Source organism: Cellulophaga sp. HaHaR_3_176 (assembly GCF_019021925.1).
In the GTDB taxonomy this organism is placed as follows: Bacteria; Bacteroidota; Bacteroidia; order Flavobacteriales; family Flavobacteriaceae; genus Cellulophaga.
Window position 1 is genome coordinate 2,516,139 of the sequence record NZ_CP058990.1, and the last position, 16,566, is coordinate 2,532,704.

Consider the following 16,566-nt stretch of genomic DNA (forward strand, 5'->3'; position numbering starts at 1 on the left):
CAAATATTATACCTAAATGAATAAATCACTTAAAAAAAAACTCTTTTTCACCTCTTTATTATTAATTTCATTTTTTCTAGGCACTATTTTTAATAGCCTCAATGATTTTTTGAATAAAGAACCTTCATATAACATTTCAGATGTCGTTCTTATAAGTCGTAGTCCTGAATGGAAATATGGTTTAGGCTTTTATGTTGCTGTAATACTAATTGAAAAGTCAGAAAACGGTTTTGATGTTAGTTGTAAAGTTCATGTTGGCAACCATAATTATTTTGAAAACATACCACTTGGTTCTGTGTCAACAATTGAAGAGGCTTATCATAAGTGGGACACCATTACATGGACTAATGATGAACTTATAATTGGTTCCTCTAGTGATTCTCCCGTAATTGTAAAGCGTAATAAGATTGAGCAACATCGTTAATTTATATTGAATTAAGTTACGTATAGGATCCTAAAAATATACTTTACACTAATTAGAGTGTATAAAATTCTTATTTTAGTATAACATAATGGTCCATACTTGGTTTGTTACCTATCATATTAAGGAGCAAAAACAAAAAAGGGCATATAGTTTTAACAAACAACAAAAATGGAAGAAAAAAGACATTATACCGTTATCGACAACTATAAAAGAAAATTAACTCTAAAATATTTGAATAAGGTAATAGCTGAAACAACAAGTGCCTTAATCTTAAAAGAGGTTGGAAAAAGTGTCTATGATCCTGTATTTTATCTACCAAAAGAAGATGTTTTAATTAAATTAAAACCAGAACCAAATCGTCAAAGTCATTGCCCTATTAAGGGAGATGCCTCATATTGGAATGTTGATGGTGATTTTACAGACAACTATTTTGCTTGGAGCTATGAAGATACATTACCTCGCTCTAAAAAAATCAAAGGCTATGTTGCTTTCAACATGGAGTACATTACGTTTATCTCTGAGCCTATTTGAGCACCAAATCTCACTAAAAAAATCAACACCAAAAAAGTGAAGTGAAAAACAAGTTTTTTTTAAAAAAATTATGAGAGAGAAACCTAAAATAAAATTAGACTTAGCAAATACTGATAAGGTAATTGAAATTACTGGTTGGACATTACTCGTAGGTACTTGGCTTTTAGCAATACTAAGTTTTTCGGACTTACCAGAATCAATTCCTACTCATTTTAACGCGGCCGGAAAAGCAGATGGATTTGGAGGAAAGAATACTATTTTTGTTTTACCCTTTATTGGAACGATTCTTTTTTTTGGAATGACAATGCTTAATAAAAATCCACACATTTTTAATTATCCAAAAACCATTACAAACGAAAACGCACTAAGTCAATATGCCAATGCAACACGAATGATTAGAGTATTGAAATTAATAATCGCATTTGTTTTTGGACTTATATTAGTAATGACTTTACAACATACGAATGGCAATACTGATGGACTTGGAGTTTGGTTTTTACCCCTTACAATAAGCCTATTTATAATTCCAACTTTATACTTTTTTATTAAAGCAATGAAAATAAATTCAAATAAGAAAAACCATTAGCTACTACAAAACTTCAACATGTTCTTGAAAAGAATTGGTATGACTTTCAAGAATTTAAAAGTCCAAAATATAAGGAATATAAAAACGCGACTGAACAACCTCAAATATGGTTACAGAGTATATTGGAAAGTGATACTGATCGAAAAAAATTCGCCGAATTATTTCGTAAGGAACTAAAAAAATAAAAAAGCTATTGCCAAAAAAAGTTATAATTAACACAAGCTTTAGTGCTTTTAACAAATTACATAAAATCTTTACCAAGCTATATTTTAGCTACAACTATTACCTCGCATCTTACGAAAGAGTAAAAAAAATAAAATACTATTTTCAATATTAATACTAACTTTAGGCTGGTTGATGATTGGAAAAGATTATACCATTAAAAATGGTCACCCAATAAGCACTATTTTATTTTTATTGGGTATGGTTATTTATTTTGCTTATTAAATCTTGAAAAAAATCTTAATTAAAAATAAATATTAAAGCATAAAACTATTAAATAGGAATGAAAAAATATTATACTTCATATTTGTTACTCACGCTCTCGCTTTTAATAATATTCAGTTGTGAAAAACCAAAAAAAGAAGTTATTAAGCCTAACATTCTATTTATATCAATTGATGATCTTCGACCTACTTTGGGTGCTTACGAAGATCCTACGGCTATTACCCCAAATATTGATCAGCTCGCTTCTGAAGGAATGACCTTTAGGCAAACTTTTTCACAAGTAGGAGTTTGCGCTCCTTCGCGAGCAAGTTTAATGACAGGCATAAGACCCGACTCCACTCGTGTTTGGCACCTTGGAGATAAGTTTCGTAACATCAACCCGAATACAGTTACCATGCCGCAACATTTTTCGAAATTTGGATACCATACTGTTAACCTCGGTAAAATTTTTCATAATTATATGCCCGACTCTATTTCTTGGGACGAGCCAGACTTGCGCCCTGCTCAATATTTACAATCAGATTGGTTAAAGAGAGATGGTGAAACATTTTATATCAGTGAAGAAGTCAACCGTTCGCAAGCTATTAAAAGAGATTCTTTATTAAAACTTAGACCCGAAAGGTATGCTGATGGATGGAATACTGGCCCAGCTTGGGAAGCTGCTGCTGTACATGACACAATGTATTATGATGGAGCACAAACCGAATTAGCAAAAAAAACATTAACACGCCTAGCTAAAAACGATACTCCTTTTTATATGGGCCTTGGTTATTTTCGACCACACCTACCTTTTACTGCTCCTAAAAAATATTGGGATTTATACGACCCTAATAAAATTCCTCTGGCAGCAAATCAAAATGTTCCTGAAAATGCTCCAGGTCATACCATGAATTCTATGTATGAATTGCGACATTATGATGGGTTCAACCAAATTGGTCATCCTGAATCATCATACCGAATGGATGAAGATACCTCTAGAAAATTGAAACACGGATACTATGCTAGTGTCAGCTATGTTGATGCCTTATTGGGAAATCTAATATCTCATATGAAAGATATAGGCATTTACGAGAATACCATTATTATACTATGGGGAGATCACGGTTGGAAACTTGGCGAGCATAACAGCTGGGGAAAAATGACCAATTATAATATTGACCTACAGGTTCCTATGATTATTCGTTATCCGAACCAAGAAAATAGAGGTGCTCAAACATTTGAAATTACCGAACTAATAGATATGTTCCCATCACTATGTGAATTAGCAGAAATAGAAGTTCCTGATTATATGCAAGGAACAAGTTTTGTGCCTTTGATAAAAAACCCTAAACGCCCGTGGAAAGATGCTGCTTTTAGTCAGTTTCATCGCAGACCAAAACATGCTGCCGATGGAAAGAGGTACATGGGGTATTCTTTAAACACCAAAAAATACCATTATATAGAATGGTACTCATGGGATAATACAACTGGAACTAGAGGAGAATTAAAAAATCTTGAATTGTTTGATCGAGAAAACGACCCGAATGAGACCGTTAATATTGCTGCGCAAAAATCACTCAGTAAAACTATAAAAGCTTTATCTGAAAAACTTGCTAGCGGCTGGAAAAACGCAAAACCTAGCAATACTCAGTTAAATTCTAAATAGCTAATACATATAATTAACAATCTTAAAATAAAAAGAGATTAATCAAAACCACCTCGAATAAAAATTTAAAAAACACAATTAAACTTCTCATTTTTAAAACATTTACTTTAGAAGAAAAAAGACACTCTTATTTCTGTTTTAAATTTCAAAAGCTATTATATTATATTTGTAAAAAACGAAGAGGTCTCTTCAATTTGCACAGGTAGTGATTTTTACAATAATTATTAATTTTATTAGAATTTAAAATAACATGGAAAGCAATACTAAATTAAACGGAAAAAATGTTCTTATCACTGCTGGTGCTCAAGGAATTGGAGAGGCAATTACAAAACATTTTATTGATAATGGTGCAAATGTTGCTATTCACTACTTTTCTAGTGCAGATACTGCAAATGAGTTAAAAGAATATGCTGCTAGTAAAGGACAAAAAGCAGTTGTTATAAGTGGCGACTTAACAAAAGAAGCAGATGCTAATGCTATGGTTGAAAAAACAATAGAAGCATTTGGTGGTTTAGATATTCTAATCAACAATGCAGGCTCACTTGTTGCGCGTAAAATGCTAAATGAAATGGAATCTGAATTTTGGCATAAAGTAATGGACATTAACTTAACGTCTATGATGTTCGTAACACGAGCGGCAGCTCCACATCTTGCAAAAAATGAAAATAGTAGTATCGTTAATTTAGCATCACTTGCTGGGCGTAAAGGTGGCCATCCAGGATCATTAGTTTATGCTACTAGTAAAGGAGCCATCTTAACATTTACAAGAGCACTTTCTACCGAATTAGGGCCTCAAGGTACTAGAGTTAATGCTGTTTCTCCGGGTCTAATTCTTGGTACTTCATTTCATAATACCCATACAACAAAAGAATCAGCGGCAGCAACAACAGCCGGTATTCCAATACAACGAGCAGGTAATGCAGATGATGTAGCTAGAGCGGTTTTATACTTAGCATCTGAATACGATGGTTTTATTACTGGTGCCACGCTTGATATAAATGGTGGTGTTTACAATATGTAATCTCCATTAGTTTTTAATTGACTGTTATAAAACAAGAAATCATTAAGAGCTATTTTACCTCATTATTTTAAATTTAATTAGTATTGAAAACATAAATTTATGCTTAAGACTCCAGTAATACACCCAACAATTATGGAAGTTCTTGCTCGCTCAGGGCATTTTGCACAAGTTGTTATTGCTGACGGTAATTTACCTGTTGGAGCCATGACAGGCTCTAACTCAACTACCGTACACCTCAATTTTCGTCCAGGCCTATTAGATGCTCTTACAGTACTCGAAGGCATATTAGAAGTTTGTCCTGTTCAAGGTGCTATAGTTATGGAAAAACCTATTGAAGCAAATGCTGAAATACACGATTCATATAAAAAATTATTAGGTGATGATGTTACTTGGGATGTTATGGAGCGTTGGGCATTTTATGATCAGATAAGAAATCCAAACACAACATTAATTATTCAAACAGGTGAACAACGTCGTTTTGCTAATTTGATACTGACTGTTGGGGTTGTAAAAATGGCTGAAGAAAGTAACTTTTAATACTTTAGTTTTAGTTTTAGGCTATACAGTTAATCATTAAAAACATTTCGAATAAATAATTTAGAACCACTTTATTTTCTCAAAGTGGTTTTTTTATGACTTTAAATCAAATAGTAAAATCATCTCTTGAAAAGAGATTAGAAATTTGAAAAACTGGTACTAGTAAGAACATTCAAGTATTCGTTAAAAAATACCTCACCCTTTCAAATCTTTTTTTTATTTACTAAATTACATACTTGGCTATACATGCCATTTAAAAGTACTACCTACATGAAAAATAAAACAATATCATTCAAAAACTCAAAAGGAGTAATACTATCTGGCAAACTTGAGTTACCAGCAAACCAACACCCTATTGCCTATGCCCTATTTGCTCACTGTTTTACTTGTAATAAAAATTTAACTCCAGTCAGAAATATATCAAGAGCGTTAACGCTTCATGGTTTTGGTGTGATTCGTTTTGATTTTACAGGTCTCGGACAAAGTGAAGGTGACTTTTTAGATACAAATTTCTCTTCTAACATTCAAGACCTAGAAGATGTCGCAAATTATATGGCTATCGAATTAGAAGCACCTAAATTAATTATTGGCCATTCATTAGGTGGTGCTGCCGCAATTTATGCCGCAAAGGAGATAGGCTCAGTTGAAGCTGTTGCAACAATAGGAGCACCTTCTTCTCCTAAACATGTTCAACACCTTTTTAAAAGTGGTATTGAAGAAATTGAAGCAAATGGCAAAGCAACTGTTGATATTGGAGGTAGACCCTTTGCTATTTCAAAGCAATTTATTGATGACATTTCGAATAAAAATATGGGTGATATTGTAAAATCATTACGAAAACCCCTTTTAATATTGCACTCTCCACAAGATACTACTGTTGGTATAAAAAATGCTGCTGAAATATATACTGAGGCGATGCATCCTAAAAGCTTTGTGTCATTAGATGGTGCTGATCATTTATTATCAGATAAAGAAGATTCTGCCTATGTTGGTAATTTAATTGCGCAATGGGCATCAAGATATATCAAAAAAGAAGACAAAAAGAAACTCACAACATCAAAACAAGTTGTGGTAAAAATTGGGAATAAAAGTCTTACCACATCAATTTTAGCCGCCGGACATCCACTAATTGCAGATGAACCTGAAAGTGTTGGAGGTAATAATTTTGGCCCTGCACCTTATGATCTTTTACTTTCATCTTTAGGAGCTTGTACAGCAATGACTTTACGATTATATGCTGACCTGAAAAAATGGGATTTAAAAGAAGTAATTGTACATCTTACACACGGCAAAGATTATATAAAAGACTGTATGGAGTGTGATGAAAAAAAATCTAAAATCGATCACATTGAAAAAAATATAGAACTAATAGGTGATTTAGATGATACACAAAAAAAACGCCTACTTGAGATTGCTGATAAATGTCCTGTTCATAAAACACTTCATAAATCTGTTGTTGTAACTTCTAACTTGGTCAACTAAACTAGTTTTTAGTTTTGGAGTTATCAATTGAATGAAATGAGCTAATAAAAATTATCACTTATTTTTCTTATAAAAGCATAAGAATTATCTTTAAAAAATCAAATATTTAATTTTTTAAAAAATAATTTATGCGTAAAATAATTTTAGTTTCCTCTTTAATCTGCGGCCTTTTATTTAATAGCTGTGCTAATAAAGCTGATAAAAAAGAAACTACAGAAATTACTACAAAGGATACCAAAAAAGAATTAAAATTTACAAATGAACAGTTTTACGATGATCAAGGAAAATTTCTTGAAGAGAAAGCAAAAGATGCTTTATTGGAAGTACTTGAATATCATAATTATCCAATTTTTGATGGCTTAAGAGAAAAAATATGGGTTACAGATTATAATGTTGGTAATTATTTAGAGCTAGGCTTAGCATCTGTAATGTTTGTAAATAACGAAGAAGATAAATATATGCTAATGGATATATTTCTTTTACCTAATCAAATGTTAGGGGAACATAAACACATAGCTGCTAATGGAAATCCTGTAAAAATGGAAGGTTGGCTTGTAAGACATGGAAAAAGTTATATTGCTGGTGTAGGTGATAATAACAGAGATGAATTTCCGGAAGTTGTCGTACCACATACCCATTGGGATGGAAAAGTGACTACAAACCATATTATTGAAGCTGAAGAAGGAGATTTTGCATCTTTAGTTGAAGCAGAATCATCTCACTGGCAATTTGCTGGTCCAGAAGGTGCAGTTGTAACAGAAGTAGGTAATGTACACACGAATGAAGGTGTATTGCGTTCTGACCCTAAAATGAATTAAAAAAAATTATCTATTTATAATATCAAACAGCACAAATTAAATTTTGTGCTGTTTTGCTTTATAGGTAGTGTTATATCATTAAAAAATTACAGCATGAAAAATAATCGAACTTAAATTACAAAAACATACTACTTGTACTTTTTTATTATATTTGTAGTATGCAGCAAGATTTAAAATCTGAAAATACCAAGCTAATAATTATTGATAAGGCTTTTAATTTATTTTACGAAAACGGTTTTAAAACAACTAGTATCGATAAAATCATGAAAGCTACTACTATGAGCAAAGGTGCTTTTTATCATCATTACAAAAACAAACAAGAATTAGGACTTGAGGTTATTAGCCTTAAAGTTGAAAAAAGAGTTGTTGACGGAATGATAACGCCACTAAAAAAATCTGGTAACGCATTTCAGATATTGGAGCATGTTTTTACAAAACGCTTAAAGGCATTTCCTTTTTATGATAAAAAACATGGTTGCCCTATGAATAATTTGATAAACGAAATTGGTGATAATGAAATTGTTTATCAAAATGCTTTAAAAAGTATTATTGAACAATGGAAAATTGCTTTAGTACAGTTAATAGAACGAGGTAAAAGTGAAAAGTCAATTCGAGAATCGATTTCTAGTAGTGCAGTTGCTATTTATTTAATTAGTTCATTTGAAGGTATTAGAGGTATACGTAAGTTGTATGACAATGACCTTATTTTGGAAGAATATATAGAAGGGCTTTCATTATACTTAAAGCAAATAAAAGTTTAATTTTTTTAATCTAAAAACATACCGATACGTATGTTTTTAACGTAATAATATGATTGATATGACAAATGAAAGAAGGAATTTTTTGAAAAAATCTGCGATAGTAGGTCTAGGTGGTGCAGCAATTCCACAATTTGGTTTCGCAGCTCAAACAAAAAAAGAAAACCAAGATTTAAGTACAAAGCCTAAGGTTTTATTTTTTGATGTAAACGAAACTTTATTAGATTTAACAGCTATGAAAAAAAGCGTAGGTGAGGTTTTAGGTGGCAGACCTGATTTATTATCGCTTTGGTTTACCACAATGTTACAATACTCCCTAGTTTCGACTGTTGGAAGGCAATACAATGATTTTGGAATTATTGGAGCAGCAGCATTACAAATGGTAGCTGCAAACAATAATATTAGCTTAACTGAAGAAGAAGCTAGAGAATCTATACTCACTCCTATACGTTCTTTACCTGCTCATCCAGAGGTAAAAGAATCTTTAAAAAGATTAAAAGACGCAGGTTACAAATTAGTTTCTTTTACAAACTCATCTAACAAAGGTGTCGAAACTCAATTTAAAAATGCAGGCTTAACTCAATATTTTGATGAACGATTAAGTATTGAAGATATTGGTAAATTTAAACCTCATTCAGATGCTTATGATTGGGCTGCTAGAAAAATGGGGATACAACCAAGCGAGTGTATGCTAGTTGCTGCTCATGGTTGGGACATTGCAGGTGCACTTTGGGCTAATTGGCGAGGAGCATTTATTAGTAGACCAGGAGCTCAACTTTACCCACTTGCTGAAAAACCTGAATTTAATGAATCGGATTTGAAATTAATTACAGATAAGTTAATCGCCTTAAAATAAAATCATGCAAAAATTAGAACATAAAGTAATCATTGTAACTGGCTCATCAAAAGGAATTGGTAAAGAAGTTGCTATTCTATTGGCTAAAAATGGAGCTAAAGTAGTAGTAAATCATTCGAATAGTCAGAAAGAAGCAGATGCTACAGTTTCTGAAATTATAGAAAACGGAGGAAAAGCTATTGCTGTAAAAGCTGATGTTAGTGACAGAGATCAAGTGACATTATTATTTGATAAAGCAATAGAAGCATTCGGAAAAATTGATGTTTTGGTAAATAATGCCGGCACCATGATTTCAAAGAAATTAAAAGATAACACTCAAGATGATTTTACAAAACAATTTAATGTTAATGTAAGAGGAATTTTTAATGCGCTACAAGAAGCTGATAGTAAATTAGCCGACAATGGTATTATCATTAACTTTTCATCAAGTACAACAAAATTAATGCTACCAACGTATGCGCTTTATTCTGCAACTAAAGCAGCTGTTGAACAAATGACTCGTGTATTTTCTAAAGAAATAGGAAGAGGTATTTCTGTTAATGCAATTGCACCTGGAGCTACTGAAACTGAACTGTTTTTAACAGGCAAATCTGATGAACAGATTGAGAAACTAAGTGCCATGAATGCTTTTAACAGACTAGCAAAACCAATTGATATTGCAAAAGTTGTTTTGTTTTTAGCTAGTGATGATTCTAAATGGATTTCAGGACAAGTGATTGGTGCAAATGGCGCATTGGTTTAGTATAGCTTGCTCATTTTTAAAAAGGGTATTGCAATCATGTAATGCCCTTTTTTAATAAACTAAAATATTAGTATTAAAGTTTGATTAAATAAAATACGAAGTACGTATCTAAAAAAATATAGCATTTATTAACTTTGGTTTTCATCTGTCTGCTTAATTTTATGACAAACCATCTATTTTTAGATAGTTATCAGAAAAATAGAAATCAAAGTTAATCCAATCAAAAACCGATAACTAGCACATAAATCATTACTACATTATGAAACTAAAAAACAGTATTGCACTTCTCCTTTTAATAGGATTGTCTTCTAGTGGCTTTACCCAAATCGCAAATGAAAAAAATATGCTATCAGCAATTAGCGATGAAGGTTTTAATAATTCTGAAGCAATGACTAGATTAAGCCAACTAACTGATGTTTACGGTCAACGTCTTACAGGTTCTAGATCTTATTTAAAAGCTGCTAATTGGGTTTCTGATGAGATGAAAAAAATTGATCTCCAAAATGTACATTTCGAAAATTATTGTGCTGATTGTAGAGGTTGGGATATAAAATCATTTAATGTTGAAATGGTTGCACCCAATTACATGAATATTTCCGCTTATCCTTTAGCGATGTCTAAAAGCTCAAAAGGTACCGTATCTGGCTCAGTAATAAGTATCGAAAGCTTTTCTGATATGAACGATGTTAGAAAACAGTTTAAAGGAAAACTAAACGGCAAAATTGTTTTATTAGGAAAAGAGCCAAAAAAGAAATCATTAACAGATACCATCGAGTTTAGATTTACAGAAAGTGAATTAAAAAAAATGGAGCAGAAAAAAACTGCTGAAATTAAAACAACACCATTACCAGAGCTTTTTGAAGGATGGAAAACTGAAGATAGAACTGATCAAGATTTTCTAGAATTTATTGAAGCTGAAGGCGCTTTAGCTGTACTTACAACAAAATCTATGTATTTAGGTGTTTTACACCCATCTGGTACGTATTATTATAAAAATGGAGATTTAAAACCTCTACCCTATTTTGCTATAATGCCAGAACATTTTAGCAGATTGTATCGAATGATACAACTAAAAACAACACCAACTATTAGACTTAATTTAGAAACTGAATTTTATTCTGAACCTGAAAATAATGTAAATATAATTGGTGAAATTACTGGTAATGATCCTAAACTAAAATCAGAAAGTATTTTATTAGGCGCACATTTCGACTCATGGCATTCTGGTACTGGTGCTACTGATAATGGAGCAAATGCCATCGTTTTAATAGAGGCATTGCGTATTCTTAAAAAATTAAAATATCAACCTAAAAGAACTTTAAAAATCGGACTTTGGGGTGGCGAGGAACAAGCTTTTTTAGGCTCTGCAGCTTACGCCGAAAAGCATTTTGGAGTTTTAGATAAAAAACCAAATAAAGCATCTAAAAAAATAAGTGCTTATTTAAACTTAGATAATGGCGCTGGTTTGATAAGAGGTATTTATTTACAAAACAATGAATTGGCCAGACCTGTTTTTAAAAAAATATTTGATCCAATAGCTACAATTACCAACAATGCAATTACCATTGAGAATAACCTATCTACAGATCATGAAACTTTTGATTATTACAACATACCAGCTTTTCAATTCATACAAGATAATCTAGCTTACCAAAGTGTTACCCACCATACCAATCTTGATTTTTTAGAATATGTTCATGAAGATGATTTAATGAAAAACGCTGTTATTTTGGCTTTTACAATTTATAGTTTAGATAATATGCAAAATCAGGTTCCTAGAAAATTATAACAATTATACTATTTATTTAAACCACTAACGCTACAATACAATTAGTTAGTGGTTTAAATTTTCCCTTAACACATTTGAAAAACAAGCTATTCAGACCATTCTTCATCAAAAAGGTTTTAACTTGAATTATAGTAAAACCTCAACCCCATTTTTACCAAAATATTAAATAAAAGTTAAAGATTTTTTTATTACTAAACGATTGGTTAGTTTTGTAGCGTATTACAAATATAATGGCACGGAAAAAGCAATATATAGAAGAAGAAGTTATAAACAAAGCAATGCATTTGTTTTGGCGTAATGGTTATGAAAACACTTCTATGCAGATGCTTGAAAAAGAAATGGGTATCAATAAATTTTCTATCTATTCTAGTTTCGGAAGTAAACATGGTGTTTTTTTAGAAAGCTTAAAAAGCTATAAAAAAAGCATTAACAATATTTTCGAAAAATTTAAAAACGGAACAGAGGGTATTGCTGATATTAAACAATTTTTTTATGATTCTGTTGCCCTTAATAATGAAGCTAACAACCAGAAAGGATGTTTAGTTACAAATACATATAATGAGTTTTCTGAAAGTGATGATCAATTAATTAAAGAACAAATGGGGGAATTTATGGATAACCTTAAAGTTTTAATAATTGAAAAACTTGAAATGGACTCTACTAAAGATAAAGACACTGTACGTAAACAAGCTAATTTTTTAGTGCTCGCCAAACATGGTTTAGCAGCAGCTACTAGAGTTAATAGCTCAAAAGAAATTGAAGATTATATAGAAATGACATTTAGTAATATATAAAAACATTTTTTTACACAATAACTAAACGACTGTTTAGATTTAAACCGAAAATTAATAAATTAATAATAGAAATTATGACAACATTAAAAGTTCACAACATTGAGAGTGCTCCTGAAGAAAGTAAAGCATTATTAGAAAAATCACAAAAAGCTTATGGTATGATACCTGGTTTACATGTTGTATTAGCTGCATCTCCACAAGCTCTTGACGCGTACCAACAATTACATGAGTTATTTGTAAACTCTTCATTTAACGAAAATGAATTGACTGTAGTGTGGCAAACAATTAACGTAGAACATGCATGTCATTACTGTGTACCTGCACATACCGGAATCGCTAAAATGATGAAAGTTGATGATTCTATTACTGATGCTTTACGTAATGAAACACCTCTTGCTGATGCTAAATTAGAAGCATTACGTACAATGACTCTTTCTTTAGTTCGTAACCGTGGTAACGTTTCTCAAGAAGAATTAGATGCATTTTATGCAGCTGGATATGGTGAAAGACAAGTACTTGATATAATTTTAGGTATGTCACAAAAAGTGATAAGCAACTATACAAACCACATCGCAAATACACCTGTTGATGCTGCATTTGAAAAATTTGCTTGGAAAAAATAATTTATATTTTTCCTCTACTACATTTTAATTTAGAGGAGCCTTCCGTTATTATTTCGGGAGGCTTACTCATTTAATACAACTTTTATGCATAGATTAGAAGAAAAATATGGTAATACTGCTTTAATAACCGGAGGTTCTTCGGGCATGGGAGAGGCTATTGCTTTTGAATTAGCATCCAAAGGTATTACACCCATTTTAGTAGCAAGAAATAAAGAAAAACTAGCCGTTACTGCTAAAAAAATAGCATCTAAACATAAAATAAATGCTATAACATACTCTGTAGATTTATCTGATATAGAAGCTATAAAAGTTTTTCTTCAAGAAATAAGCAATACTGATATAGGCCTTTTTATCAACTGCGCAGGTATAGAGAATAACGGAAGTTTTACTGAAATTGAAACTGATAAAGAAATTCAGTTAATTAATTTAAATATTACTTCTACATACTTACTAACAAAGCATTTTGCCGATAAAATGGCTAAAAATAAAAAAGGCGGTATCTTGTTATTTTCAAGTTTGTTTGGTTTAATGGGTAGTCCATATTTTGCCAATTACGCTGCTTCAAAAGCATATGTTCATAATTTAGCTATTTCCTTATATCCAGAGCTTAAAGAATTGGGTGTAGATATTAGTGTGTTTGCCCCTGGGTTAACAGATACAGAAATGACCAAAACAGCTGATGTTGACTGGTCTAAAATTCCTATGTCTACAATGCAACCTGATAATGCTGCAAAAATTGCTTTATATAATTTAGGTAAAAAGGCTACTATAATACCTGGTTTTATGAATAAAATGATGGTATTTATGGCTAAAAGAATATTCTCTATGAAAAGCTTTAGTTTAATGAATTCTAAAATGATTCGAAAAGCAATACCTAATAGTAAACTACGTAAAATATAAAAAACTAAATTTTAATACGTGTATTGAAATTAAATAGTACAACAATAAATAGTTGATTTCTATTTTACAATCTTATATAAATTTTAATTAAAAAAGACATGATAAAATTAACAGTAATGTACCCTAATAGTAAAGATTTAAAGTTTGATAAAGACTATTACACAAAACAACACGGTCAATTAATTGGTACTCTTTTAGGCGATGCTATTATTTCATCTGATGTGAATTTTGGTTTGGCTGGAGCAACTCCAGATCAACCTGCACCTTTTGTGGTAATCGCTAATCTAACTTTTGCTTCAATTGAGTCATTTCAAAAATCATTCGGAGCAAATGCTGAAACTATTTTAGCTGATCTTGTAAATTTTACTAATGTAAAACCTCAGGTTCAAATTAGTGAAATTGTATAAAAGCAAATAAAGACACTAATTTTTATAAACCTGATTTAAAATAAATAATTCAACAATTAATATATGGAACATAATAAGAGTAAAGGTGAATTAGATGCATTGTTAGAAGTAAAACGTAAATCAGGTGTTGCTAAATTTACTAAAGAAAAAAATAAAATATATACCGACGGTATTACCAGTGTCGATGAATCCGGGATACTTGAAAAGGCTCTAAATATAGGTGATAAGGCCCCTAATTTTACATTAAAAAATGCCTTAAACAAACCTGTATCGTTATATGACGAATTAAAAAATGGCCCTGTAATATTAACATGGTACAGAGGTGGTTGGTGTCCATATTGTAATATCACTTTACATTATTTACAAGAAAAGCTACCTGAATTTAAAATTCAAGGAGCAACTCTATTAGCATTAACACCTGAATTACCAGACAATTCTTTAAATACTTCTGAAAAAAACAATTTAGAATTTACGGTTTTAAGTGATATTGGTAATACGGTCGGTAAAAGCTATGGTGTTGTCTTTGAATTAACAGAAGAGGTGGCTTCAATTTACCAAGCTGGTTTTGGTTTGAATGAAAAAAATGGAGACACCAGTAACGAATTGCCTTTAGCTGCAACTTATGTTATTGATGAAAATGGAATAATTACATATGCCTTTTTAGATGCTGATTATAAAGAACGAGCTGAAGCAAGTGACATTATCACTGCATTGAAAGCTTTGAAGTAGAAAATATTTTTTCAATAAAAATTACTAATGATGGAAACTAGAAAAAAACCTAAAGTACTATTTTTTGATGTTAATGAAACATTACTTGACCTAACTAAAATGAAAAAACAGGTTGGTAATGCCCTTGGCGGTAATGAAGATTTACTACCCTTATGGTTTACCACTATGTTACAATATTCATTAGTGGTTTCGGCTAGTGGCAAATATGAACCTTTTGGTCATATAGGAGCTGCTGCCTTGCAGATGGTAGCTGCAAACAACAATATTACGATAGCAGAAGAAGAGGCTCGTAAAGTCATCTTAACTGGTTTACGTGATTTACCACCACACCCTGAGGTAAAGGAGGCCTTAACTAAATTAAAAAAAGCTGATTATACTTTAGTTTCATTAACAAACTCATCTAACGAAGGCGTTAAAAAACAGTTCGAAAGTGCTGGTTTGAATGATTATTTTGATGAAAGATTAAGTATTGAAGATGTTGGTAAGTTTAAACCCTTTTCAGACACCTACGCATGGGCTTCTAATAAGTTAAATGTAAAACCTGAAGATTGTATGCTGATTGCTGCACACGGTTGGGATGTTGCTGGTGCCCTATGGGCTGGCTGGAGAGCTGCTTTTGTAAGCAGACCCGGACAACAAGTTTTTCCTCTTGCTCCAAAAACAGAGATTTCAGAACCTGATTTAAAACAAGTCGCAGAAATTCTTATTAGCTATAAATAATGTTCATATTAAAAAATGTTAATGATAAACCGAAAAAAATAATACTATGAAAGAAAAATTGAAAATAGATATCGTTTCAGATGTAGTATGCCCATGGTGTATTATTGGTTATAAACGCTTACAAAAAGCAATATCTGAACTAGGTATAGAAGACCAAGTAGAGATTGAATGGCAACCGTTCGAATTGAATCCTTTTATGCCTGCAGAAGGTCAAGACCTTAAAGAACATATTACTGAAAAATACGGATCTACTTTAGAACAACAAAAACAGTCTCAAGAAAATATGACTGATGCCGGTGCTGAACTAGGATTCACATTTGATTATTTTAATGAAATGCGCATGGCAAATACTTTTGAAGCGCATATTTTACTAGAATACGCAAAAGACTTTGGCAAACAAACCGAATTAAAAATGCGTTTAATCAAAGCATTTTTTAGCGAAAGAAAAGATGTTTCTAAAAAAGAAATTTTAAAAGAAGCTTTATTAGATGTTGGTTTAAACGCTGAAGAAGCATTAGCCAAATTAGATAATGAAGAAGCACGCTCTGAAGTAAGAAACAAAGAAAATTATTGGAAAAATTTAGGTGTTAATTCTGTACCAACAGTTGTTTTTAACAGAAAAAGCGCTGTAACAGGTGCTCAACCCGTAGATTCCTTCAAACAAATTTTATCAGAATTAATTGATGCTTAACAAAGCATTGTTTTAAGAAAACATTTAAGGCTAAAAGCCTATATAAAATACAGCCAGACTTTTATT

19 protein-coding genes are annotated in these 16,566 nt (G+C 31.5%); all 19 read left to right on the forward strand.

Annotation, left to right across the window (positions count from 1 at the left end; translation table 11 throughout):
* Positions 1 to 16: 16 nt before the first annotated feature.
* The 19 genes from H0I23_RS11140 (at position 17) to H0I23_RS11230 (ending at position 16,500) form a co-directional block, all read left to right on the forward strand.
* Positions 17 to 424, forward strand: coding sequence for a hypothetical protein (locus H0I23_RS11140; protein ID WP_216783378.1), 408 nt, complete (start codon positions 17 to 19; stop codon positions 422 to 424).
* Between the two features lie 168 nt (positions 425 to 592).
* Positions 593 to 955 (forward strand): DUF427 domain-containing protein, encoded by a 363-nt coding sequence (locus H0I23_RS11145; protein ID WP_216783379.1) that lies wholly within the window; start codon positions 593 to 595, stop codon positions 953 to 955.
* 70 nt (positions 956 to 1,025) lie between these two features.
* A complete protein-coding gene (locus H0I23_RS11150; protein ID WP_216783380.1) occupies positions 1,026 to 1,541 on the forward strand; it encodes a DUF1648 domain-containing protein in 516 nt (171 codons plus the stop codon).
* 505 nt (positions 1,542 to 2,046) lie between these two features.
* Complete coding sequence (locus H0I23_RS11155) at positions 2,047 to 3,633, forward strand: sulfatase (protein ID WP_216783381.1); 1,587 nt, start codon at positions 2,047 to 2,049, stop codon at positions 3,631 to 3,633.
* Positions 3,634 to 3,883: 250 nt separating this feature from the next.
* Positions 3,884 to 4,654, forward strand: coding sequence for an SDR family NAD(P)-dependent oxidoreductase (locus tag H0I23_RS11160; RefSeq protein ID WP_216783382.1), 771 nt, complete (start codon positions 3,884 to 3,886; stop codon positions 4,652 to 4,654).
* A gap of 99 nt (positions 4,655 to 4,753) precedes the next feature.
* Positions 4,754 to 5,191, forward strand: a complete 438-nt coding sequence (locus H0I23_RS11165; RefSeq protein WP_216783383.1) for an RbsD/FucU family protein — start codon at positions 4,754 to 4,756, stop codon at positions 5,189 to 5,191.
* A 270-nt stretch (positions 5,192 to 5,461) separates the two neighbouring features.
* A complete protein-coding gene (locus H0I23_RS11170; protein ID WP_216783384.1) occupies positions 5,462 to 6,673 on the forward strand; it encodes a bifunctional alpha/beta hydrolase/OsmC family protein in 1,212 nt (403 codons plus the stop codon).
* A 128-nt stretch (positions 6,674 to 6,801) separates the two neighbouring features.
* Positions 6,802 to 7,491, forward strand: coding sequence for a hypothetical protein (locus tag H0I23_RS11175; protein WP_216783385.1), 690 nt, complete (start codon positions 6,802 to 6,804; stop codon positions 7,489 to 7,491).
* A gap of 158 nt (positions 7,492 to 7,649) precedes the next feature.
* A complete protein-coding gene (locus tag H0I23_RS11180) occupies positions 7,650 to 8,252 on the forward strand; it encodes a TetR/AcrR family transcriptional regulator (protein ID WP_216783386.1) in 603 nt (200 codons plus the stop codon).
* A 49-nt stretch (positions 8,253 to 8,301) separates the two neighbouring features.
* The gene (locus H0I23_RS11185) at positions 8,302 to 9,105 is read left to right on the forward strand and encodes a haloacid dehalogenase type II (protein ID WP_254073594.1); all 804 of its coding nucleotides are present in this window, start codon (positions 8,302 to 8,304) and stop codon (positions 9,103 to 9,105) included.
* Positions 9,106 to 9,109: 4 nt separating this feature from the next.
* A complete protein-coding gene (locus H0I23_RS11190) occupies positions 9,110 to 9,847 on the forward strand; it encodes an SDR family oxidoreductase (protein WP_216783387.1) in 738 nt (245 codons plus the stop codon).
* 259 nt (positions 9,848 to 10,106) lie between these two features.
* Complete coding sequence (locus H0I23_RS11195; protein ID WP_216783388.1) at positions 10,107 to 11,636, forward strand: M20/M25/M40 family metallo-hydrolase; 1,530 nt, start codon at positions 10,107 to 10,109, stop codon at positions 11,634 to 11,636.
* A gap of 230 nt (positions 11,637 to 11,866) precedes the next feature.
* Positions 11,867 to 12,430, forward strand: a complete 564-nt coding sequence (locus H0I23_RS11200) for a TetR/AcrR family transcriptional regulator (RefSeq protein ID WP_216783389.1) — start codon at positions 11,867 to 11,869, stop codon at positions 12,428 to 12,430.
* A 74-nt stretch (positions 12,431 to 12,504) separates the two neighbouring features.
* Entirely contained in the window at positions 12,505 to 13,053 is a 549-nt protein-coding gene (locus H0I23_RS11205) for a carboxymuconolactone decarboxylase family protein (RefSeq protein ID WP_216783390.1), read from the forward strand.
* Positions 13,054 to 13,137: 84 nt separating this feature from the next.
* The gene (locus H0I23_RS11210; protein ID WP_216783391.1) at positions 13,138 to 13,953 is read left to right on the forward strand and encodes an SDR family oxidoreductase; all 816 of its coding nucleotides are present in this window, start codon (positions 13,138 to 13,140) and stop codon (positions 13,951 to 13,953) included.
* 98 nt (positions 13,954 to 14,051) lie between these two features.
* Positions 14,052 to 14,360 carry an EthD family reductase gene (locus H0I23_RS11215; RefSeq protein WP_216783392.1) on the forward strand — a complete coding sequence of 103 codons (309 nt, stop codon included), beginning with the start codon at positions 14,052 to 14,054 and terminating at the stop codon, positions 14,358 to 14,360.
* A 63-nt stretch (positions 14,361 to 14,423) separates the two neighbouring features.
* On the forward strand, positions 14,424 to 15,089 hold the full coding sequence (locus H0I23_RS11220) for a peroxiredoxin-like family protein (RefSeq protein ID WP_216783393.1): 666 nt from the start codon (positions 14,424 to 14,426) through the stop codon (positions 15,087 to 15,089).
* A 27-nt stretch (positions 15,090 to 15,116) separates the two neighbouring features.
* Positions 15,117 to 15,809 carry a haloacid dehalogenase type II gene (locus H0I23_RS11225; protein WP_216783394.1) on the forward strand — a complete coding sequence of 231 codons (693 nt, stop codon included), beginning with the start codon at positions 15,117 to 15,119 and terminating at the stop codon, positions 15,807 to 15,809.
* A 46-nt stretch (positions 15,810 to 15,855) separates the two neighbouring features.
* Complete coding sequence (locus H0I23_RS11230; RefSeq protein WP_216783395.1) at positions 15,856 to 16,500, forward strand: DsbA family oxidoreductase; 645 nt, start codon at positions 15,856 to 15,858, stop codon at positions 16,498 to 16,500.
* The last annotated feature ends 66 nt before the right edge of the window (positions 16,501 to 16,566 follow it).